The following is a 21,562-nucleotide window of genomic DNA, read 5'->3' as shown; positions in this document are numbered from 1 at the left end:
GAGTACATGCAGCACTCGGACGCCACGAACACCGTGTTCGAGCAGTCCATGACGTTCACCGACGGCTACCTGCACCCGGGCGAGGCGCCCGGCATCGGCGTGGAGTTCAACGAGGAAGCCGCGGCCACGTACCCGTACCAGCAGGCCTACCTGCCCTACAACCGCCTCGTCGACGGAACGGTCCACGACTGGTGACGGGCCACGAAATCGAAACCACAGGCCTTGCCGGGCACCGCGTTGTTGTCATGGGCGTTTCGGGCTGCGGCAAAACCACCATCGGCGACCTCGTCGCCCGTGAACTGGGCGTGCCCTTCCTCGACGGTGATTCCCTCCATCCGGTGGAGAACGTCGCCAAAATGGCCGCCGGCATCCCGCTGACGGATGAGGACCGCTGGCCGTGGCTGGCCACCGTGGGCGGCGCACTGGCCACGGCCGGGGCGGGCGGCCTGGTACTGGCCTGCTCCGCGCTCAAACGCAGCTACCGGGACGCGATCCGGGCCCAGGCGCCGGACACCGTGTTCCTGCACCTGCACGGCAGCAAGGACGTCCTCGGCGCCCGGCTGGAAGGCCGCAGCGGCCACTTCATGCCGGCCGCGCTGCTGGACTCCCAGTTGGCCACGCTGGAACCGCTCGAAGCGGACGAGTCCGGCGTCGTGGTGGACATCGCCGCGCCGGTGGACCAGGTGGTCAGCGAGGCGCTGGCCGGCCTCGCCGGCACGGCTGCCCCGGCGGCGGCGGCCATGGCACCGCCCGGTACGGAGCCTTCGGGGCCGTTCCTGGTGGACCTGAAAGCGGCACCCTTCAACCTCGACGACGACGCCATCGCCTGGGTGGACGCCACCCTGGATTCGATGACGCTTGAGGAAAAGATCGGGCAGCTGTTCATCAACCACAACAACGACTACTCCCCGGAGTACCTCGACGGCGTCCTGGACAACTACCACGTCGGCGGCATGCGCTACCGGCCGGGCCCCTCGGCCGCGGTGCAGGAGCACATCCGCTACGCCCAGTCCAGGACCAAGGTGCCCCTTCTGGTGGCCTCCAATCCGGAGATGGGCGGCGCCGGAAGCTGCGACGACGGGACCTTCGTGTCCACGCACCTGCAGGCCGGCTCGCACCCGGACAAGTCGATCGCCCGGCAGATGGGGCAGGTCGCCGGCGTGGAGACCGCGGCACTGGGCTGCAACTGGGCGTTCGCGCCCATCGTGGACATCCACTACAACTGGCGGAACACCGTCATTTCCACCCGGTCCTTCGGCAACACCCCGGAGATCGTGGTGGAGCGGGCCAAGGAGTACTTCGACGGCATCAGCGAGTCGCCCACCGTGTGCGCCATGAAGCACTTCCCGGGCGACGGCATCGACGAGCGCGACCAGCACGTGGTCACGTCCTACAACACGCTCGGCTACGAGGAGTGGAACACCAGCTACGGCCACGTCTACCGGGAAATGATCGGGCACGGTGTCCAGTCCATCATGATCGGCCACATCGGCGCCCCGGAGCTGTCGCGTCACTTCCGTCCGGGCCTGGCGGACCGGGACATCCTGCCTGCCACCCTGGCACCGGAACTCCTGCAGGACCTGCTGCGCGGCGAGCTCGGCTTCAACGGGCTCATCCTGACCGATGCCTCGCAGATGATCGGACTGGCCCAGGCCATGAAGCGCCGGGACCTGGTCCCGGCCACCATCGCCGCGGGCTGCGACATGTTCCTGTTCTTCCGCAATCCGGCGGAGGACTTCCAGTACATGCTGGACGGCTACAAGGCCGGGATCATCACGGAAGAGCGGCTCCACGATGCCCTGCGTCGGATCCTGGCACTGAAGGCATCCCTTGGCCTTCACACCAAGGCACGCGGAACCCTGGTTCCGGCCGTTGAAGCGCTGGATCTCATCGGCAGCGACGCCCACCGGGCCATCGCGGCACAGATTGCCGGCAAGACGGTCACCCTCGTTAAGGACACGGCGAACAACCTGCCCATCACGCCTGGGACGCACAAACGGATCCGGCTGTACGGCATCTCCGGCGGCTCGGACTTCACCCGCGCCGATCCGCTGGCCTACCTGGACACGGTCAAGGACGAGCTGGAGAAGGCCGGCTTCGAAGTGCACCTGTTCAAGACGGCGGACCAGCGCGAAGTCGCGGGGGAGACGGGCATCAACTTCATGTCCGTCATCTCCGAGGAAGCCACCGGGGACTACGCGGACAAGTACGACGCCGCGTTTGTCTTCGCCAACGTCAAAGGCTTTGCCCAGGAAGCGGCCATCCGGATCAAGTGGTCCACCCCCATGGCCGCGGAAATCCCGTGGTACGTCACCGAGGTCCCCACGGTGTTTGTGTCACTGAACCAGCCCAACCACCTCATTGACGTGCCGATGGTCAAGACCGCCATCCACGCCCACGCGGGGTCCGTGGAGGCCATCCGGGCCACCATCGAGAAGATCCAGGGCAAGTCGGAGTTCCAGGGAACGTTCAACGAGAACGTCTTCTGCGATTCCTTCGACACCAAGCTCTAGCCGGAGCGGCAGGGACCGGGCCCACCAGCCAACACCAGGGCTGGCGGGCCCGGTCCGCCCGCCAAGCTCCCCGCGTCTCGCCGCATCAGGTCCGGATGCGACGCCGGGTCCCGGCAACACGCCGTCGGGAGCCATAGTGGGGAAAATCCGCACCGGAATGGTCCCCGTCCCGGGATCCGCCGCTATTTACTTGACCTTACAATAAAACGCGCCTACATTAGTTGTAGATACAAGTAATGCCGACCTTGACTTATCCAGCTGATCATTAAGGAAAATCATGACCACTTATGCCGTTACCGGAGCCACCGGCCAGCTTGGCGCGCTTGTTATTGATGCCCTGCTGGATCAGGACATCAACCCCGCGGGCATCGTTGCCATTGTCCGCAACCCGGCCAAAGCGGCCGGGCTGCAGGAGCGCGGCATCACCGTCCGGCAGGCCGACTACACCGAGCCGGAGGCCCTGGCCGCAGCGTTGGCAGGCGTCGACAACCTGCTGCTGATTTCCGGCAGCGAGGTCGGCCAGCGCGTGGCCCAGCACACCAACGTCGTCGAGGCCGCCCAGGGCGCCGGCGTCCGCCGGATCGCCTACACCAGCGTTCTGCGTGCCGACACCACGGCCCTCGCGCTGGCTCCCGAGCACAAGGCCACCGAGGCCGTCATCCGCGGCTCCGGCATCGAGTTCACCTTCCTGCGCAACGGCTGGTACACGGAAAACTACACCGGCCAGCTGGGCCAGTACCTGCAGGCCGGCGCGGTCTTCGGCGCCGCCGGGGACGCCAAGGTCGCCGCTGCCACGCGGGCGGACTTCGCTGCCGCGGCCGCCGTCGTCCTGGCCGGGAAGGGCCACGGGAACAAGATCTATGAACTGGGCGGCCTGCCGTTCGGCTTCGCCGAGCTGGCCGCGGCGGTCAGCGACATCACGGGCCGGGACATTCCCTACCGCAACGTCAGCCTGGACGTATACCGGCAGGGCCTGGTCGCGGCCGGGCTGGACGAAGGGACGGCGGGTTTCTTCGCGGCGCTTGAGGCCAACACCGCCGCGGGCGACCTGGACACCGACAGCGAGGACCTGGCCAAGCTGCTCGGCCGCCCGGCCACCTCCCTGCTGGAAGCGGTCCGCGCGGCACACGCAGGCTGAGGCACCGCCGGGCCGTCGGCTCCCCTGACGCGCCGTGCGGGGAGCCGGCGGCAGGTGCGAACCCGGCGGCATAAAGTTTGTGGGCACAATGGACGGGTGACATCCCCGCCTGTCCTCCGGGACCCTGCCTCCGCCCCCGGGCCCTTCGACCTGGGTACCCTCGGGGCCGGCCTGGCCTTCGCCGGCTCGCTGGGGGAGCTCGCCGCCGCGCTGCGTGCGGGCGGTCCGGCAGCGGCCGCGGTTGTCCAGGCCCCGCCGGGCACGGGGAAGACCACCCTGGTTCCGCCGCTGCTGGCCAACCTCGCCTCAGGCGCCGCACCGGAAAACGGACGGGAGAGCCGGGCCATGGGACCGCGCATCGTCGTGACCCAGCCGCGCCGCGTCGCCGCGCGCTCGGCCGCCCGCCGCCTTGCGGCCCTGGACGGCAGCCGGCTCGGGGACCGCGTCGGGTACACGGTCCGCGGCGAACGCCAGGCAGGACCCGGAACGCTGATCGAGTTCGTCACCCCGGGGATCCTGCTGCGCCGCCTGCTCGCCGATCCGGGGCTGGGGGACACCGACGCCGTGATCCTCGACGAGATCCACGAACGCGGGCTGGAGACCGACCTGCTGCTTGGCATGCTCGCCGAGGTCCGCCAACTCCGCGGCGACCTCACGCTCGTCGCCATGTCCGCCACCCTGGACGCGCCGCGCTTCGCCGCCCTGATCGGGGGTGCCCCCGTAGGGGAGACCCCGCTCGGGGAGCACGACGGCGGCGGGCCCGCCCCCGTCGTCGACTGTCCGTCCGCCCTGTACCCCCTGGACGTTGACTGGGCCCCCGCGGCGGTGCCGCGGCTGGATCCGCGCGGCGTGAGCCGGGCCTTCCTGGACCACGTGGCCGACACGGCCGCGGCCTCGCACGCCGCAGCCCTCGCAGACGGTGCGGACATCGACACCCTGGTGTTCCTGCCGGGCGCGGCGGAGGTGTCCCATGTTGCGGCCCGCCTGCGGAGCAGGGGCGCCGCGGAGGTGCTGGAGCTTCACGGCCAGGTGGGCCCGGCGGAGCAGGACCGCGCCGTCTCCGGGCGGGAACCCGGCGGGCGGGCGCGGATCATCGTATCCACCGCACTCGCCGAATCCTCCCTGACCGTTCCCGGCGTCCGGCTGGTGATCGATTCAGGCCTGTCCCGCGAGCCGCGGCGTGATGCCAACCGCGGCATGTCCGGCCTGGTCACCGTGTCCTGCTCCCGGGCCTCCGCGGAACAGCGTGCCGGGCGGGCCGCACGGCAAGGGCCCGGACGGGTGGTCCGCTGCTATGACCAGAAAACCTTCGGCGCCGCGCCCGCCCACCGGATGCCGGAGATCGCGGTGGCGGACCTGACCGGTGCCGCCCTGGTCCTGGCCTGCTGGGGATCCCCCGGGGGCCGCGGACTGGCCCTTCCCGATGCCCCGCCGCAGGCGGCGATGGAGGAAGCCGTCGAGGTGCTCCGGGAGCTCGGCGCCGTGGACCCGGACGGCCACGCCACGGCACTCGGGAAGACCCTGGCCAGGATTCCGGCCGATCCCCGGCTGGGGCGTGCCTTGCTGGATGGCACCGCCGCCGTAGGCCGCCACACCGCGGCGGAGGCCGTCGCCCTCGTTTCCGGCGACCAGCGTGCCCCCGGCGCCGATCTCACGCGTCTTTTGGGCACCCTGCGGGCAGGCAAGGATCCGGCGGCCCGGCGCTGGGCGGAGGACGTCCGCCGGATGGAGGCGATCGCCCGCCAGGAGACGGCCGGCGTCGTGCCCTCTGCCGCTGTGCCCGCTGCCGCCATGCCGCTGGCCGCGCCGGTGGCACCGCCGGAGGCCGTCGGCTTCGTCGTCGCCCTCGCGTTCCCGGACCGGGTGGCGCGCCGCGTCCCGGGCGCGGGGCCGGAGCGCTACCTGCTGACCTCCGGCACCCGGGCCGGGCTGCCGGCCGGCAGCCCCCTGTCCGGGCACGAGTGGCTGGCAGTCGCTGAGGTGGCCCGCGCGGAAGGGCGCGACGCGGCCGGGACCGGCGCCATCATCCGGTCCGCGGCGCCGCTGGCGGCGGACACGGCAGAGGCCGCCGCCCGGCATCTCCTCAGTGACACAGTGGAGGCACAGTTCAGCCAGGGCCGGGTCACGGCGCGGCGGGAACGCCGGCTGGGAGCGATCGTGCTGTCCTCAACGCCGGTACGGCCCTCGGCGGCGGAGGGACGCGCGGCGGTGGCCAGGGTACTGGCGCTGGAAGGGCTGGGGACGATCGGATTCTCGACGGCGGCCGACGCCTTGCGCCGCCGCATGGCCCTGCTGCACCGGGAGCTGGGCCATCCGTGGCCGGACGTTTCCGAGCAGTCCCTGCTGGCCCGGCTGGACGAGTGGCTGGCGCCCGAGCTTGAAGCCCTGGCCGGCGGGGCCGCCGTGAACCAGATTGATCTGGCCGATCCGTTGCGGCGGCTGCTCCCGTGGCCCGATGCGGCCCGGCTGGCCGAACTGGCACCCGAGACGCTGGAGGTGCCGAGCGGTTCGCGGGTGCGGATCAGCTACCCGGACGTGGGGGACGACGGCCGGCCGGTGGTGGCGGTCAAGCTGCAGGAGTGCTTCGGCTGGGACCAGACGCCACGGCTGGCGGGCGGGAGGGTGCCGGTGCTGTTCCACCTGCTCTCACCGGCGCGGCGGCCGCTGGCCGTGACCGACGACCTGGCCTCCTTCTGGTCCGGACCCTACGCGCAGGTCCGTGCCGAGATGCGGGGCCGCTACCCCAAGCATCCGTGGCCGGAGGACCCGTGGACGGCGCCGGCGACGGCCAGGACCAAGGCCAGGAGCTGACTTCAAGTGGATGGTGCCGGGTATTCAGGTGAGGGCTGAACGGTAATAAGGTGGGAGTTCAACGACGGAAGAAGCCGCCCGACGGATCAGAGGGGCCTGTCATGACGCGTGTACCGGCTATTGAGCAGCCGCTGAATCCTTTTCGTCACTACGAAGCGATGCGCCGCAGCCAGCCCGTTTTCCATGACCAGGAGTCCGGGGTTTGGCACGTTTACCGTTACGACGACGTGCAGCGGGTCCTTTCCGAGCACTCCACCTTTTCCTCCCGGATGGCAGGGGACAATCCGTCCGGGACGGGCCAACTCTTCGCCGCCAGCCTGATCAATACCGATCCGCCCCGTCACCGCCAGCTCCGTTCGCTGGTGACGCAGGCATTCACGCCCCGGGCCGTGGAGGCCCTCGCCCCGCGCATCGCGGAAATCACGGATGCGTTGCTGGCCCCGGCCGCCCCCCTGGGAACAATGGATCTCATTGAGGAACTGGCGTATCCGTTGCCGGTTATTGTCATCGCCGAGCTCATGGGGATCCCCGCAGCGGACCGGGACCGGTTCAAAAAGTGGTCTGACGTCATCGTCAGCCAGGCCCGGCCGGCACCCGACGAGTCCGGCCCCGGCGCCCCTGACGGCCACGGCACTGCCCACCACGAAATGGCGGAATATTTCATAGGCATGATCGAGGAGCGCAGGCGCCGTCCCGGCAACGATTTGATCAGCAGGCTGCTGGCGGCGCAAATCGACGGACAGCACCTGAACGCCGTCGAACTTCTCGGGTTCTGCGCCCTGCTGCTCGTCGCCGGCAACGAAACGACCACGAACCTGATCGGCAACGCGGTACTTAGCTTCACCGAACGTCCCGGCACGATCGAACGGCTCAGAGCCGGGCCGGCACTGATGCCGGACGCGATCGAAGAAGTGCTCCGCTACCGGTCCCCGGTCCAGTCCATGTACCGCGTCGCGGCCGCCGACACGACGCTGGGCGACCGCCGGATCCCCGCCGGTTCGCCCCTGGTCGCCTGGATCGGATCGGCGAACCGGGATCCGGCCCACTTCCCGAGTCCGGATGCCTTCGACATCCAGCGATCCCCGAACCGCCACCTCGCCTTCGGCCAGGGCATCCACTTCTGCCTGGGCGCGCCGCTTGCCCGGCTTGAGGCCAGGATTGCGCTGCAGGCTGTGATCTCGCGCCTGCCCGGGCTTGCACTGGCGCCGGGGACGCAACTGGAGAGGATGGAAAGCACCATCATTTACGGCCTCAAACAGATTCCCGTGACGTGGCAGGCCGCCTGAGGCGTAGCGCTGCCCGCCAACCGTACCCTGTCGCGTCGCATCCGGCCTCGCTAAAATTAAGGAGCGCCCAAACAGACGCATCAGTTCGTCGTGGGAAAGGCAAGATGATGACCGACAGCAACGTTGAAGAGCCAGCGGAGGAAAGGCCGGAAGAACCCGAAGATCCCGAACTGCGCGGCCGCTATGTCGAAGGCGACTACGGCAAGACCGGCAGGGAGCGGGGCCGGCACGCGGATGATGAGGAAGGCCAGTACGCCGAGGGCGACTACGGCAGGGCCGGCAGCGAGGGCGGCCTCCCTGAGCCCTTGGGCGAGAAGGCCGAGGAAGCCGGCCGGTATGTGAAGGCCGACTACGGCGACGCCGGGGCGGTTCCAGGCCGCACCGCCGAGTCGGAAATCGGCCGGTACTCCGAGGGTGACTACGGCGCCGACGGAAAGGTCGATCCCGCTCGCAAGGCCCGGACCGACAAGCAATAACCGCACCTCCATCAGGAGCAACGCTTCCACCGGATCGCGGGTCGGCCCAAATGTCTTATTTCGACACTTTAATGTCCAACGCAGCAGACCTGTGCGTAACATTGAGGCTAATTAAGGCTTCAGCTTGCCAATGGTACCGAAAAGGAATATGGACGTTGCCACTCGAAACATTGCCTGTGCTCGACTTCTCCCGTTTGAATGCCGGCCCGGAAGAGGCGTCCTTATTCCGTGACGAGTTGCGCAACGCCATGCATGAGGTCGGTTTCTTCTACCTGGCCGGCCATGGGGTCCCGCCGGAACTGACGGACGCCATGCTGGACATCTCCCGCCGCTTCTTCGAGCTGCCCGAGGACCAGAAGCTCGCGGTCGAGAACGTCCACAGCCGGCAGTTCCGCGGTTACACCAGGGTCGGCGGCGAACTCACGGACGGCGCTGTGGACTGGCGCGAGCAGATCGACATCGGCGTCGAGCGTGACGCTGTGGAGCCGGGGCCCGGCGTCGCGGACTACTGGCGCCTCGAGGGGCCCAACCTGTGGCCGGAAGCGCTGCCGGAGATGCGGAAGATTGTCTCCGAGTGGACCGAACGGCTGAGCGCCATCTCGCTCGCCCTCCTGCGGGCCGTGGCGGTCTCGCTTGGCGCGCCCGAGGACACCTTCGACGCCGCTTTCGCCGACCGCGCGTTCCCTCTGCTGAAGGTGGTCCGGTATCCGGGGGAGTCCGACCCGGAGCCCAAGCAGGGTGTCGGCTCCCACCGCGACGGCGGCGTACTGACGCTGCTGCTGGTGGAGCCCGGAAAGGGCGGTCTCCAGGTCGACTACCAGGGGAAGTGGATCGACGCACCGCAGGTCCCCGGAACGTTCGTGGTCAACATCGGCGAGATGCTCGAACTGGCCACGAACGGCTACCTGAAGGCGACCCTGCACCGCGTGATCTCGCCCCTTCGCGGCACCGACCGGGTCTCGCTGCCGTTCTTCTACAATCCGGCGCTGGACGCGACCATGCCGCAGCTCGCGGTGAGCCCGGAGTTTCAAGCCAAGGCCCGCGGCCTGTCCGTGGACCCGACGAGCAGCCCGATCCTGGAGACCTACGGCGACAACGCCCTCCGCTACCGGCTGCGGGCCCATCCGAACGTCGTCGCGGTCCACCACGCTGACCTGATGAACGGCTGACGCCTGTCCGCTGCGGATTCCCGCCGGAGGACCGGCGGTAACTCTCTGGTGCCGGCGTTCAACAGCATTTGGCAAAGGGACGTCCATGAACGATCCAGCATCGCTGCAGTCCTCGATCGCGATCATCGGCGGAGGGTATGCCGGCATCAACGTGGCCAAGGCGCTCGATGAGCATGCCGCGGTCACCCTGGTGGAGCCCAAAGACGCATTCGTGCACAATATCGCGACATTGCGGGCGGTCGTGCGGCCCGAATTCCTGCTCCGCATGTTCCTGCCCTATGACCATCTTCTCGCCCGTGGCCGGGTCGTCCGCGACCGGGCCGTCAGGGTTGACGGACGCAGCGTCGAGCTTGCTTCCGGGACGCGGCTGACCCCGGACATCATCGTCCTGGCCACCGGGTCCAGCTACCCCTTCCCGGCAAAAAGTGACACGGACAGCACCAGGGACGCGCTCAAGCAGTATCGGTCGGCCCACGAACATCTCGAGCGGGCCCGCCGCGTCATGCTGCTGGGCGCCGGCGCGGTGGGACTCGAATTCGCCGGCGAATTCGCCGCGGCCTGGCTGGACAAAGAGATCGTCCTGGTGGACCAGGCCGAACAGATCCTGCCCGGGCCCTACGACCAGCGGCTGCGGGATGAGCTCAACCGGCAACTGCGGGACCTCGGGGTGGAGCAGGTGATGGGGAGCCCGCTCACCGGGCTCCCGGAGATCGCCGCCGGGCAACCGGGGCGGTTCTCCGTCTCGACGGCGGCCGGCACCGCCGTCGACGCCGACATCTGGTTCCGCTGCTACGGCATTGCGCCGCAGACCGGCTACCTGGCCGGGGACCTGCTCGCGGCGCGCACCCCGGGGGGTACGTGTCGGTCACGCCGGAACTGACGGTGGAAGGGTCCAGGGACGTCTACGCCGTGGGGGACATCGCAGCCATTGACGCGAACAAGGCCGGCATCGCAGGCAGCCAGGCGAAGATCGCCGCCGCCAATATCCGCTCCTGGCTCGCCGGAGACGCCGAACGCGTCAGCTATACCCCGGCGCCGCCCGTCATCATCCTCCCGCTCGGGCCTGAAGGAGGTTCCGGGCAGCTCCCCGGCGGCGAGATCGCCGGCACCGAACTCATCTCGCGGATCAAGGGACAGGACATGATGACCGGCAGGTACGCCGAAATGCTCAATATCCCCGGCTGAAGGCACCTCAGCCGTTGATGTTTGAAACAATGGCCCTGGGCGGCCCGGCAGAAGCCGGGCCGCCCAGGGCAGCTGTGACCGAGGCGTCCGTCCGGTCAGGCGGACGTGTCCGGGGCGCCGCCAAAGCCGATGCCCCGGTAGATGTCAGGGCGGTCCCTCTTCAGCCGCAGGCCCCAGAACAGCCCGGCAATGCCGGGCACCACCACCAGCGCCGGCAGGATCCAGGAAAGCGGGGAGAAGCCGTCCGAGCCGATCAGGACATTGAAATTGACTACGATCAGCACGAACACGGTCCCGAGCGTCAGCGCCGCCAGGGCGGGCGCGACCACCCTGGTCCACAGGGAATACCCGGCAGCGTGCTTGCGGAAGTAGCCGATGACGGCCACCGAGATGAGGACCAGGAGCAGCACCAGGCCGAAGGCCGCCGTGTTGGTCAGCCACGTGAAGAAAGTCAGGACCGGGTACATCTCGCCCAACTCGGAGCCGACGCCGGCAATGGCAAACACGGCCAGCATGGCCAGGGCCAGCACGGACTGGGTCAGCGAGCCGGCAACCGGGGCGTGCCGGGCGTTGACGCGGGCGAAGCCGCGCGGCAATACGCTTTCACGGCCCAGCGAGAACACGTACCGGGCCACCGCATTGTGGAAGGCGATCAGGGCGGCCAGCAGGCTGGTGATGAACAGGAGCTGCGCAATGTCGGAGACGATCACGGCGCCGTGGCCGGAGAGGAAGACGAACGGCAGGTCCGGACCAAACTCCTGGGACTTCGCCACAATCTGGCTCGGGCCCGTGCCGACGGTCATGGCCCAGCCGGAGAAGGCGTAGAAAAGTGAGATGACGCCGACGGCGATGTACGTTGCCCGCGCGATGGACCGGGTGGGATCCTTGGCCTCCTCGCTGTAGATGGCGGCGGACTCAAAGCCCATGAACGCCGCCATGCTAAAGGCCAGGGCTGCGCCGACGCCGGCCGTGAACAAGTTCGACGGCGCCAGCCCGGCGCCGCTGACACCCTCCGGACTGGCGGCAAAGGAGACAACGTCGAAAACGATGACCGCCAGGAATTCCAGCCCCACGAGGACGCCGATGATCTTGGCCGACAGGTCGACCTTGTTGATCCCCAGCCAGCCGACAATCACGAAGCCCACCAGTGCGGTCAGCCACCACGGGACGTCGAGCCCAAGCTTGCCGTTGACAAAGGACGCCGACGCAAAGCCGAATAGGCCGTAGATTCCGATCTGCATCGCGTTGTAGGAGATCAACGCCACCCACGCGGCGCCCACCCCCGTGGCACGGCCGAGCCCCTGGGCGATGTAGGCGTAAAACGCACCGGCATTGCGGATGTGCGCACTCATGGCCGCGTAGCCGACGGCAAAGAGCGCCAGGCAGACCCCGAGCACGATGAATGACAGCGGGATGCCGACGTTTCCGGTCACGGCGAAGTTGCTGGGGATGCCGCCGGCCACCACCGTCAACGGGGCGGAGGCGGCGATGATCATGAAGACCAGGGCGGGCACGCCGAGCGTGCGCTTGCTCAGGCCGTTGTTGCTCCCGTTGCCTGCGGCGGTGCCGGTGGACGGAAGGGTTTGTTCGTGTGACATTAAAAACCTCCATTGGGAGAATAAAGATGTCTTGAGTGTGTCAGTGCTCACAGCATTTAGCTTGTTGTTCGCGGCACCGTCATTGACTACCAGTGCAGGACTTCCACGGGGACCAAGTCCGGCAAGGTTGTCCCAAATGCAGAGGGAGCCGTTGCCACACGTGTGGCGACGGCCCCGTCTCTGCTCGCTCCGTCGGAGCCCTTAGCCGTTGATGACCTGGGGCACGCCGAGGGCCTTGAGGCCTTCGACTCCGAATTCGAGCCCGTAGCCGGACTGCTTGACCCCGCCGAACGGAATGCGGGGGTCCACGCCGCCGTGGGAGTTGATCCACACGGTGCCGGCCTGGATGCGTGCCGCCACGCTGCGGGCCAGGTCCTTGTCGGAGGACCAGACGGAGGCGCCGAGCCCGACGTCGAGGCCGTTGGCCATGGCGACCGCCTCGTCGACGGTGCTGTACCGGATGATGGGCAGGGCCGGGCCGAACTGTTCCTCCGCCACGAGCGGGTTGTCATTGTCTATGTCCGCCACGAGCGTGGCGGGGTAGAAGTAGCCGGGCTGCCCCGCCTCCGGGTTGCCGCCCACCAGCACCCGCGCACCGGAGTCCTTGGCCGCGTCCACGAGCCGGGACACGATGTCGAACTGCTGCTTGTTCTGCAGCGGGCCCAGCACGTTGGCCTCGTCCAGGCCCATGCCCATGGGCATGGCGGCGGCGACGGTGGTGAGGGCCTTGCAGACATCGTCGTAGATGTCCTCGTGGACGTAGAGCCGCTTCAGGGCCGCGCAGGTCTGTCCGGTGTTGATGAACGCACCCCAGAACAGGTCCTCGGCGATGGCCTTGGGCTCGGCGTCGGGGAGCACGATCCCGGCGTCGTTGCCGCCGAGCTCAAGGGTCAGGCGCTTGACGGTACCGGCCGAGGACTTGATGATGGCCTTCCCCGTTGCCGTGGATCCGGTGAACATGATCTTGCCGATCGCGGGATGTTCGGCCAGGCGGGCGCCGACGTCCCGGCCGCCGCAGACCACCGGGAGCAGGCCCTCGGGAAGTTCCTGGTTCAGCACCTGGACCAGGGCAAGGACGCTGAGGGGGGTGTATTCGGACGGCTTGACGACCACGGCATTGCCCATGCGCAGGGCCGGGGCGATCTGCCAGACCGTGATCATCATGGGCCAGTTCCACGGGCCGATCGCGCCGACGACGCCGATGGGCCGGTAGTGGATTTCGGCGTGGGTTTCACCGTCGTCCACCAACGTCTCGGCGGCCAGCTCGGTGGCGGCGGCGGCGCGCAGCCAGGCGGCGCAGGCGCCGACCTCGAAGCGGGCGTTGGGGCCGTTGAGCGGCTTCCCCTGCTCGCGGGAGAGCAGCCGGGCGAGCTCCTCAGCAGAGTGGTCGACGGCGTCGGCCGCCTTGAGCAGGGCCGCACTCCGCCCCTCATGACCGAGGGCCGCCCATGCCGGCTGGGCGGCGGTGGCGGCAGCGATGGCACGCTCCAGGTCCCCAAGATCGTGAACCGGCGCCTCGCCCACCGCTTCCCCCGTGGCGGGGTCGAATATGGTCCGGGTTTCGCCGGCGACCGGTGTGATCGCCGTGAGAAGGTCAGTGAACGTTTCCATGAAAACTCCGCTTCGAGTCGGTAGGTGCAAAGCCAGTGGGGCAATGTTGTGATTCTTTGATGCCTCAAGTTTCATTGACCGCCAGCGCCCCGTCTTGTCATTTAGCGAAGGCCTGTTGACCGAAGGCGAACAACCACTGCTGCGGTGCGCCGGGCTGTTCAGGCCCAGGCGGGGCGGCGATATGTGCTGGGGGGCTCGCCGAAGGCGGAGCGGAAGATGCGGCTAAAGTGCGCCGCGTCCACGAGGCCCCACCGGGCGGCGATGGCACTGACCGGGCGGTGCGCCAGCAGGGGGTCCCGCAGCTCGCGCCGGCAATTCTCCAGCCTCCGCGTGCGGATCCAGTGGGCCACCGTGGTTCCTGCCTCCTGGAAAACATTGTGCAGGTGCCGCGTGGAGATGAAGTGCGCGGCCGCGATGCTTGCCGGGGACAACCCGGGGTCGGCCAGGTTTGCCTCGATGAAACGGCGGATTCCGCCCAGGAGTTCCTCGTGCGGGCGCTCGGGGCTGTCCTGGGCCTGGTCCAGCTCCGCGGCAAACATGGTGCTCAGCAGGTCCACGGTGTTGTGGGCCAGCCGGTGCCCGCTGGGGCCGGAGAGCACCTCGAGATTTTCCGCCAGCTGGGTCATGAAGGGGCTGATCATCCGCCCGAGCCCCTTGTCGGCGGCCATCCGCGTGGCCGTCAGCCGGCCCACTGAACCGGCCGGCAGGTCAAGGGCGTCGTGGGGGAACATCAGCACCAGCGTGCGGCAATCGGACTCGAAGGCCACCGTGTAGGGGCGGCTGGTGTCGTACACGGCAAGGTCGCCTGGCTGCAGCACGGCCTCGCGGTTGTCCTGGAGCAGGAGCCCGGTGTCGGCCAGTTGCAGGTTGAGCTTGAAATAAGGACGGTCCGAACGGGCGATGAGTGATGGCGTACGGTGCACGCTGTGGCCGGTGGCCGTGACCTCGATGATGGACAGCTCATCCAGGAGCCGGGAGCGCAGCCGGCCGTGAAATTTCTCGGGGTTGCTGGAGCGCACATGCAACGGCACGAAGGATTCGGAAATGAGATCGTGCCACGCGGAGAAGGAATGGGCGACGGCGGTTTGGACGGCGTCGGCGGTTTCGCGTGCGGCGGTGACGGGCATTCGAGGTCCCTTAGTGGTGCAGGCCGGTGTCGGCGGGAGTCTGCTGGCCGCCGTAGGATGCCCTGCGCCGCGGTGGCACGAAGGGGGGGCTGTGGCGGACAACACTTTCCACAACTGTAGCGGCCCATGTGCCGGCTGTCACTTATTTTCAACCGCTGGCGAATAAAATGGAGGGTCAGGGCCGGGTGCCTTGCGCGGCCGGGTTCAGGAGCAGCAGGTAAGCGTCAAGCTGGGCGCTCAATTGGGCAGGCAAATGTTCCCCGGGAGACATGGCGGCGACGATCTGGGCCCCCAGGAGCATGCTCATCAGCTGGTTGACGATGTCCTCATCCCGCGTTGGGACCGTGACTTCGCCCCGGTCCCGCGCCCGGCGCAGATGTCCCTCCAGGGCGGAGCGCCACTGGTTCATTGAGGTCTCATGCAGCTCGGCCTTGACGGGGTCGGTGAGGGCCTTCTGCCAGAAAGGGATGACGATGCGGGCCTCGTTGATGCGGTCCTCGTCCAGCGGCAGCACCTCCTGGCAAAAGGCGCGCAGCGCCTCCATCCCCACCTTGCCGGCCGAGGTGTCGGCGATGCGTTGGTTTGTCCGGTTGAAGACGTGCCCGAACGCAAAGGTGATGAGGTGGTCCTTCGTGGGGAAGTAGGGTTTCAGGGCACCATTGGCAAAGCCGGCCTCTGTGGCGATCTCGCGCATGGTGGCGCCCTCAATCCCATGCCGGGCAATGATGCGCCACGTGGCATCCACCAGCTCAAGGCGTCGCTGGTCGTGGTTGACAATCTTTGGCACTCAAACTCTCCAAACGGGCCGCGCGGGCCAGGCGATAGGGGCTGGCCCCTTGTGATGCATCTTACGTGCAGGTATTATCTACAAGCATAGAATAAAAACCTGGGCTGCCGGGCCGCGGCCGCCCACCCACGGAAAGAGTTGCCATGACAGCCGCCATCGACGTCGACACCGCCGCCCATTCGCTGGCCTCCGCCGCAGAAATTACCGAGGTTCGGGACATCCTGCGGGCCGCCGGGCTGCTGGGGGAGTCTGCTCGCATCGCCTACCTGGGCCTGCTGGACCCGCCCCGCGGACAAGAGGAAGCACCGGTGAACCGCCGCTTCCGCGTGTTCCTGCACGACGTGGCCGGTGCGGCCCCCAAGGACGCGGTGGTTTCGGTGACCAACGGCACCGTGGAAACCGCCGTCGAGCTGGACACTGCCATCACCGGCGAACTGCCCGTTCTGGAGGAGGAGTTCGAGGTGGTGGAGTCGATACTCGCAACCCACCCCGAATGGCTCAAGGCGCTCGCGGCCCGCAACCTGGACGTCGCCAAGGTCCGCGTCGCGCCCCTGTCCGCCGGCGTCTTCGAATACCCCGAGGAGAAGGGGCGCCGGATCCTCCGGGGACTGGCGTTCGTCCAGGACTTCCCGGAAGACAGCGCCTGGGCGCACCCTGTCGACGGGCTCGTCGCCTATGTCGACGTCGTCAGCAAGACGGTGGACCAGGTTATCGATCTGGGGGCCGTCCCGGTTCCCGCCGAACACGGCAACTACACAGACCCGCAGCTGACGGGGCCGCTGCGGACCACGCAGAAGCCCATCAGCATCACCCAGCCGGAGGGGCCCAGTTTCACCGTCACGGGCGGGAACCATGTGGAGTGGGAGAAGTGGAGCGTCGACGTCGGCTTCGACGCCCGCGAAGGCGTGGTGCTGCACAATATCGCCTTCCAGGACGGTGACCGGCTGCGGCCGATCATCAGCCGGGCGTCGATCGCCGAGATGGTGGTCCCTTATGGGGATCCGTCGCCGATCCGGTCGTGGCAGAACTACTTCGACACCGGCGAGTACCTCGTGGGGCAGTACGCCAACTCCCTGGAACTCGGCTGCGACTGCCTGGGAGACATCACGTACCTGAGCCCGGTCATCAGCGACGCCTTCGGCAACCCCCGGGAGATCCGGAACGGCATCTGCATGCACGAGGAGGACTGGGGAATCCTGGCCAAGCACAGCGACCTCTGGTCCGGGATCAGCTACACCCGCCGGAACCGCCGGCTGGTGATCTCCTTCTTCACCACCATCGGCAACTACGACTACGGCTTCTACTGGTACCTCTACCTCGACGGCACCATCGAGTTCGAGGCCAAGGCCACCGGCGTCGTGTTCACCAGCGCCTTCCCCGACGGCGGCTCGGCGAACATCTCCCAGCTGGCTCCCGGCCTCGGCGCGCCCTACCACCAGCACCTCTTCAGCGCCCGGCTGGACATGACGATCGACGGGTTCACCAACCGCGTCGAGGAGGAGGACGTGGTCCGCCAGGCGATGGGCGAAGGCAACGAGCGCGGCAACGCGTTCTCCCGGAAACGCACCGTCCTGGCCCGGGAGTCCGACGGCGTCCGCGAGGCTGACGCCCGCAGCGGACGGACGTGGGTCATCTCCAACCCGGAGTCCAGGAACCGCCTCGGCGAGCCCGTGGGCTACAAGCTCCACGCCCAGGGCCAGCCCACCCTGCTGGCGGACCCGGAATCCTCCATCGCCCGCAGGGCGGCCTTTGCGACCAGGGACTTGTGGGTCACCCGCTTTGCCGACGACGAGCGGTACCCCACGGGCGACTTCGTGAACCAGCATCCAGGGGGAGCCGGGCTGCCGGCGTACGTGGCGCAGGACCGTGACATCGACGGCCAGGACATCGTTCTCTGGCACACCTTCGGGCTGACCCATTTCCCGCGGACGGAGGATTGGCCCATCATGCCCGTCGACACCGTGGGGTTCAAGCTGCGCCCGGACGGGTTCTTTGACCGCAGCCCCGTGCTGGACGTGCCGGCCTCGACCAAGGCCGCCGGCGGCCACTGCCATGCATAGCTGAGCGCACGTGAAGACGATCCCGGCACGGGCCCGGGCGGCCGGCCCCGTCCTCCACTCCCGGATGTGCGCCACCGTGACCGCCGCGTCGTGTGCGGCGCACCTGTGGCTGGCCGCGGAGAACCGCCATGGCCCTTGGCTGGGTGTGTTGATGCTCGCCATGGTGGCAGTGTGCGTGCCCTGTTCCCTGCACATCTGGCGGCACCCCCGCGCCAGCGCGGTCCATAAGGTCATGGCCTCGGCCCTGGCAATGGCTGTCCTGCACGCATTCCTGCTGCTGTCAGCAGGGTCGGCCGGTCACAGCCATGGAACATCCGCCCGGGCTGCCGCCGGAAGTGAAACGTCCGTTGCCGAAGCCTCGCTGGCGGTCATCGCCCTGGAAATCGCGACGGCGCTCCTCGCCGCGACGCTGCTGGCCCGGCTCCGCCGCCGGGGCGTTGTGGCCGGACGCTGACGGATGCTGACGGCGGCCACGGTGATTCCGGGAAGCCGGCCGTCCGTGCTAGCCCTTGCCTTCACCGTCCCAGCTGACCTGGACCCAGCGCTGTCCCTCGCCGTCCCAGGACTCCGAGTGTCCCAGCAGGGCAATGTCGTCAAAGGTGGCGTCGATCCCGTGCCGGTGCAGCGTGTCGCGCAGTTCCTCGGTGGCCTCCCGGACCGCCGCTGCGATGGCCTCCGCGGCGTCGGAGGTAACGGGCCGGGACGCGTCATATGTTGCAGTCATGGATGCCATTCTTCACGCTTGGTCCGGTCCTGGGAACAGGCCGCGTGGCGGTGTCCTTAAAAAGGAACGGGGTCGCGGCATCCGGGTTGCAGGCGCATCATGAAGTGAAACGCCGCTGATCCGGTGTCAGCGAGGGGACGAGGAGTGACCGTCATGCATTTATCCTTCGTGTCGATTCCCGCCGCAGGCCACGTGAATCCGACCCTGGCCGTAGTGTCCGAGCTGGTTCGCCGCGGCCACCGGGTCACCTATTTCACCGCCGCCGGCTTCGCGCCGCGGATCGAGGACGCCGGGGCGGTTTTTCGCGCCTCCGGGGAGGACTGGATGGCCTGGTTGCCGGTTCCGGGCCCCGGCCAACCGGGCCGGGGGCCGCAGCTGCTTCCGCTGATGCAGCGGGTGTTCGAGGACCTTCGGGGCAGCTTTCCGGCCCTGGTCGAACATCTCCGGGAGGACCCGCCCGACGCCGTCTGCTTCGATGCGATGACCCTCAGCGGCAGCATGGCGGCGGAGAAGATCGGTGTCCCTGCGATCGCACTCATGCCCACCTATGCCACCAACGAACACTTCTCGTTCAGGGCGCTTCCCGCCGCGCCGCCCCCGGAGATGAAAGAGGCATGGACGACGGCGGCCCGCCTGGTCGCTGAGTTCGCAGCCGGACAAGGGGTAAAGACGCCCCGGATCTTCGACGGACCGCCCGCGCCGTTCAATATCGTCTTCATTCCCCGTGAGTTCCAGCCCATGGGCGGGACGTTCGATGAACGGTTCCAGTTTGTGGGTCCCTGCGTCGGCCGGCGGGAATCCGGCCCGGCGTGGACGCACGAGGGGCCTCGTCCCCTGCTGTTCATTTCACTGGGGACCACCCCCTTGAACCGCCGCCCGGACTTCTTCCGGCTGTGCCTGGATGCGTTCGGCCACAGCCAGTGGGACGTCGCGATGGCCATCGGAGAACAGACGGACCGCGGCTCGCTCGGGCCGATTCCCGCCAATATCCGGATCCAGCCGTTTTTTCCGCAGCTTCAGGTGCTCCGCCAGGCGGATGTCTTCCTCACGCACGCCGGCATGAACTCGACCATGGAAGCTCTCTATTTCGGCGTCCCGCTGGTGGCCGTCCCGCAGCAGCCCGAGCAGGAGGCCACGGCCCGCCGGCTGGAGGAACTTGGCCTGGGCCGCCGGCTGACGGCCGCGGATGTGACTGCGCCGGACCTTTTGCGCGCTGTTGCCGAGGTCAGCGCCAATCGTGGGATCCGGGAGAAGGTCGCGGCCATGGGCAGGACCGTCCGCAGCGCAGGAGGGGCCACTGCCGCCGCCACCGCCATCGAAGCCCAGCTGGAGGGCCGCGGTGTTGATTAAGGAACTGCAACACCCTCGGCGTCAGGTCCCGGCCGGGAATCCGGGGCGGTACACCGGACGGAAATGGTCCGCGGGCAGGGGGTCACGGATGGGCGGGTCAGTGGTGATCGGGTCGTTCTTCCGCAGATCACCTATCGAGAACTGCACCATCATGTCGTGGTCCTCGTGCACCAGGTTGTGGCAGTGGATCATGTAGCGTCCGCCTCCTCCGGTGTCGGGCCCGGTGTTGAACTGCATGAGCGCGGTGATGGACTCGTTTTCGCCCGCGTAGAAGACGTCCTTGGGGCCCTTCTCCCATGCGAACGGCTTGCCGCCGTTGGTGTTGCGGGCGATGATTTTGGCGTCGACGACATGGATGTGGACTGGGTGGAACCAGCCGCCGGATTCGTTCGTGATGGTCCATTGCTCAACGGCAAAGGGCCGTGGGTTGCCAAACAGTTTGGTAAAACCGGACTTCTCGACGTCGTCCCAGCGGACGCCGTTGATGGTCCATTCGCCGTGGTCCCGCCTGAACCTGAGATCCCGTTTGGCCACGACCAGGCCGGGGGTCAGGGCCATCGTGGAGATGCCGCCTTGGGCCGGATTCGGCGTCCCGCCGTCGTCCAGCGTGGCGGGGATGCTGGAGATGGATCCGGCTCCAGTACCGGGGTCCGGGACGACCTTGAACTGCATGATTTTGTCGGTGTTGGCGAAGTCGATGTTGTTTTTGTTGCTGAGGTTCCGCAGCTCGATCATCTGCCCGGGATTGTAGTGCCGGAAGTCGATCAGGATCTCGTAGCGCTCCGCGGTGCCCTGCCGCCAGGATTTCACCGCCTGGACTGTCGGCACCATGCCGGCGTCGGTTCCGACGACGTAGACGGGATCCCCGGTCGACAGCGTCGGGCGGTAGGAACGTGAAATGGAGGCCACGAGCACCCGGAAACGGTAGATCCGCGGCTTGACCTTCATGGTGGGCCACGGCACGCCGTTGACCATGATGATGTCGCCCCAGAGCCCCTTCTGGTCGTTGTCGTTGAATCCGAGCGAGCCGTCGGCGTTGAACAAGGCGTCCGAAAGCATCAGCGGCACGTCAAACTCGCCCTGGGGCAGCTGGGCGCGTTCGAACCTGTCGGAGAGCGGATAGGACCCGGCGAGGCCGGAGTAAACGTTCTGGGCCGTGATGTGGTGCTTGTGGTCGTGGTACCAGAGCGTCCGTGCCGTCTGCCAGTTGGGGTAGTGGTAGTTTTTGACATTTCCCGGAACGGTGATGTCGTTGGCGTAGCCGTCGTATTGGGGCAGCGAGGCCGAGCCGTGCAGGTGGGTGACGGTGTTGATGGGGCCGGGAAAAAGCAGGCCGGATCCCGGGAAGGCATTCCGGATCCGGACTTCGATCCGCGTGCCTTGGGTGGCCCGGATGGTCGGGCCCGGAAAGATGCCGTTATAGCCGGCCAGGGTCGTCATCAGCCCGGGCACAAACTGCGCCTGGCCGAGCTTTTGGGTGAGGGCATACCGCTCAAAGGGGCGCGCACGGTCGCCGTCGTCGAAGCCCGTGGCAAACGGTACGAGTTCCGGCGGGCGGCGGAATATTCCCCGATAGGGAACCGGCGTGTTCCGGGGAGCCAGCTGACTGGAGGTAATGGGGGAGGGGGCCGCGGGCACCAGGCCGGCGCCTGAAGTCTTTACTCCCACCATGCTGAAGGCGCCCAGCGCGCCCACCTGAAGAACTTCCCTGCGAGACGTCATGACCT

Annotated in this window: 17 protein-coding genes and 1 pseudogene; 12 read left to right on the top strand and 6 right to left on the bottom strand. The window is 67.9% G+C overall.

Going from position 1 to position 21,562, the window contains the following annotated elements; genetic code table 11:
- From J9611_RS15425 to J9611_RS15385, 9 genes and pseudogenes are all read left to right on the top strand, one after another.
- Positions 1 to 195 (top strand): annotated as a pseudogene (locus J9611_RS15425) (bifunctional D-altronate/D-mannonate dehydratase); the annotation flags it as partial.
- Between the two features lie 50 nt (positions 196 to 245).
- Complete coding sequence (locus J9611_RS15420; protein WP_211881366.1) at positions 246 to 2,513, top strand: gluconokinase, GntK/IdnK-type; 2,268 nt, start codon at positions 246 to 248, stop codon at positions 2,511 to 2,513.
- Between the two features lie 277 nt (positions 2,514 to 2,790).
- Complete coding sequence (locus J9611_RS15415; protein WP_211881358.1) at positions 2,791 to 3,651, top strand: NAD(P)H-binding protein; 861 nt, start codon at positions 2,791 to 2,793, stop codon at positions 3,649 to 3,651.
- 96 nt (positions 3,652 to 3,747) lie between these two features.
- Positions 3,748 to 6,462, top strand: a complete 2,715-nt coding sequence (gene hrpB, locus J9611_RS15410; protein WP_211881357.1) for an ATP-dependent helicase HrpB — start codon at positions 3,748 to 3,750, stop codon at positions 6,460 to 6,462.
- Positions 6,463 to 6,563: 101 nt separating this feature from the next.
- Positions 6,564 to 7,748, top strand: coding sequence for a cytochrome P450 (locus J9611_RS15405; protein ID WP_211881356.1), 1,185 nt, complete (start codon positions 6,564 to 6,566; stop codon positions 7,746 to 7,748).
- A 104-nt stretch (positions 7,749 to 7,852) separates the two neighbouring features.
- Entirely contained in the window at positions 7,853 to 8,224 is a 372-nt protein-coding gene (locus J9611_RS15400; protein ID WP_211881355.1) for a hypothetical protein, read from the top strand.
- 155 nt (positions 8,225 to 8,379) lie between these two features.
- The gene (locus J9611_RS15395) at positions 8,380 to 9,393 is read left to right on the top strand and encodes an isopenicillin N synthase family dioxygenase (protein WP_211881354.1); all 1,014 of its coding nucleotides are present in this window, start codon (positions 8,380 to 8,382) and stop codon (positions 9,391 to 9,393) included.
- Positions 9,394 to 9,478: 85 nt separating this feature from the next.
- Positions 9,479 to 10,273, top strand: coding sequence for an FAD-dependent oxidoreductase (locus J9611_RS15390; RefSeq protein WP_211881353.1), 795 nt, complete (start codon positions 9,479 to 9,481; stop codon positions 10,271 to 10,273).
- A 2-nt stretch (positions 10,274 to 10,275) separates the two neighbouring features.
- Positions 10,276 to 10,578 (top strand): hypothetical protein, encoded by a 303-nt coding sequence (locus tag J9611_RS15385; protein WP_211881352.1) that lies wholly within the window; start codon positions 10,276 to 10,278, stop codon positions 10,576 to 10,578.
- A gap of 95 nt (positions 10,579 to 10,673) precedes the next feature.
- Here J9611_RS15385 and J9611_RS15380 read toward each other — a convergent pair whose 3' ends face one another.
- The 4 genes from J9611_RS15380 to J9611_RS15365 all read right to left on the bottom strand — a co-directional run bounded on the left by J9611_RS15380 (position 10,674) and on the right by J9611_RS15365 (position 15,701).
- Complete coding sequence (locus J9611_RS15380; RefSeq protein WP_211881350.1) at positions 10,674 to 12,176, bottom strand: APC family permease; 1,503 nt, start codon at positions 12,174 to 12,176, stop codon at positions 10,674 to 10,676.
- Positions 12,177 to 12,377: 201 nt separating this feature from the next.
- The gene (locus J9611_RS15375; RefSeq protein WP_211881348.1) at positions 12,378 to 13,787 is read right to left on the bottom strand and encodes an aldehyde dehydrogenase family protein; all 1,410 of its coding nucleotides are present in this window, start codon (positions 13,785 to 13,787) and stop codon (positions 12,378 to 12,380) included.
- A 158-nt stretch (positions 13,788 to 13,945) separates the two neighbouring features.
- Positions 13,946 to 14,914, bottom strand: a complete 969-nt coding sequence (locus tag J9611_RS15370) for an AraC-like ligand-binding domain-containing protein (protein WP_211881346.1) — start codon at positions 14,912 to 14,914, stop codon at positions 13,946 to 13,948.
- Between the two features lie 175 nt (positions 14,915 to 15,089).
- Entirely contained in the window at positions 15,090 to 15,701 is a 612-nt protein-coding gene (locus J9611_RS15365) for a TetR/AcrR family transcriptional regulator (RefSeq protein ID WP_211881344.1), read from the bottom strand.
- A 143-nt stretch (positions 15,702 to 15,844) separates the two neighbouring features.
- Here J9611_RS15365 and J9611_RS15360 point away from each other — a divergent pair, with 143 nt between their 5' ends.
- Together J9611_RS15360 and J9611_RS15355 are read left to right on the top strand one after the other, a co-directional pair.
- Entirely contained in the window at positions 15,845 to 17,761 is a 1,917-nt protein-coding gene (locus tag J9611_RS15360; RefSeq protein WP_211881342.1) for a primary-amine oxidase, read from the top strand.
- 10 nt (positions 17,762 to 17,771) lie between these two features.
- A complete protein-coding gene (locus J9611_RS15355; RefSeq protein ID WP_372447802.1) occupies positions 17,772 to 18,215 on the top strand; it encodes a hypothetical protein in 444 nt (147 codons plus the stop codon).
- A 48-nt stretch (positions 18,216 to 18,263) separates the two neighbouring features.
- On the opposite strand, the gene J9611_RS15350 is transcribed toward J9611_RS15355, so the two are convergent.
- On the bottom strand, positions 18,264 to 18,485 hold the full coding sequence (locus J9611_RS15350) for a hypothetical protein (protein WP_211881340.1): 222 nt from the start codon (positions 18,483 to 18,485) through the stop codon (positions 18,264 to 18,266).
- A gap of 153 nt (positions 18,486 to 18,638) precedes the next feature.
- On the opposite strand from J9611_RS15350, the gene J9611_RS15345 reads away from it, so the two are divergent.
- Positions 18,639 to 19,835, top strand: coding sequence for a macrolide family glycosyltransferase (locus J9611_RS15345; RefSeq protein ID WP_211881338.1), 1,197 nt, complete (start codon positions 18,639 to 18,641; stop codon positions 19,833 to 19,835).
- Between the two features lie 21 nt (positions 19,836 to 19,856).
- Here J9611_RS15345 and J9611_RS15340 read toward each other — a convergent pair whose 3' ends face one another.
- Entirely contained in the window at positions 19,857 to 21,557 is a 1,701-nt protein-coding gene (locus J9611_RS15340; RefSeq protein WP_211881336.1) for a multicopper oxidase family protein, read from the bottom strand.
- Positions 21,558 to 21,562 lie beyond the last annotated feature (5 nt).

This window comes from Pseudarthrobacter albicanus (assembly GCF_018224015.1).
Lineage (GTDB): Bacteria > Actinomycetota > Actinomycetes > Actinomycetales > Micrococcaceae > Arthrobacter > Arthrobacter albicanus.
Note: the sequence above shows the minus strand (reverse complement) of the source record. Positions and strands in the feature narration are given on the sequence as shown.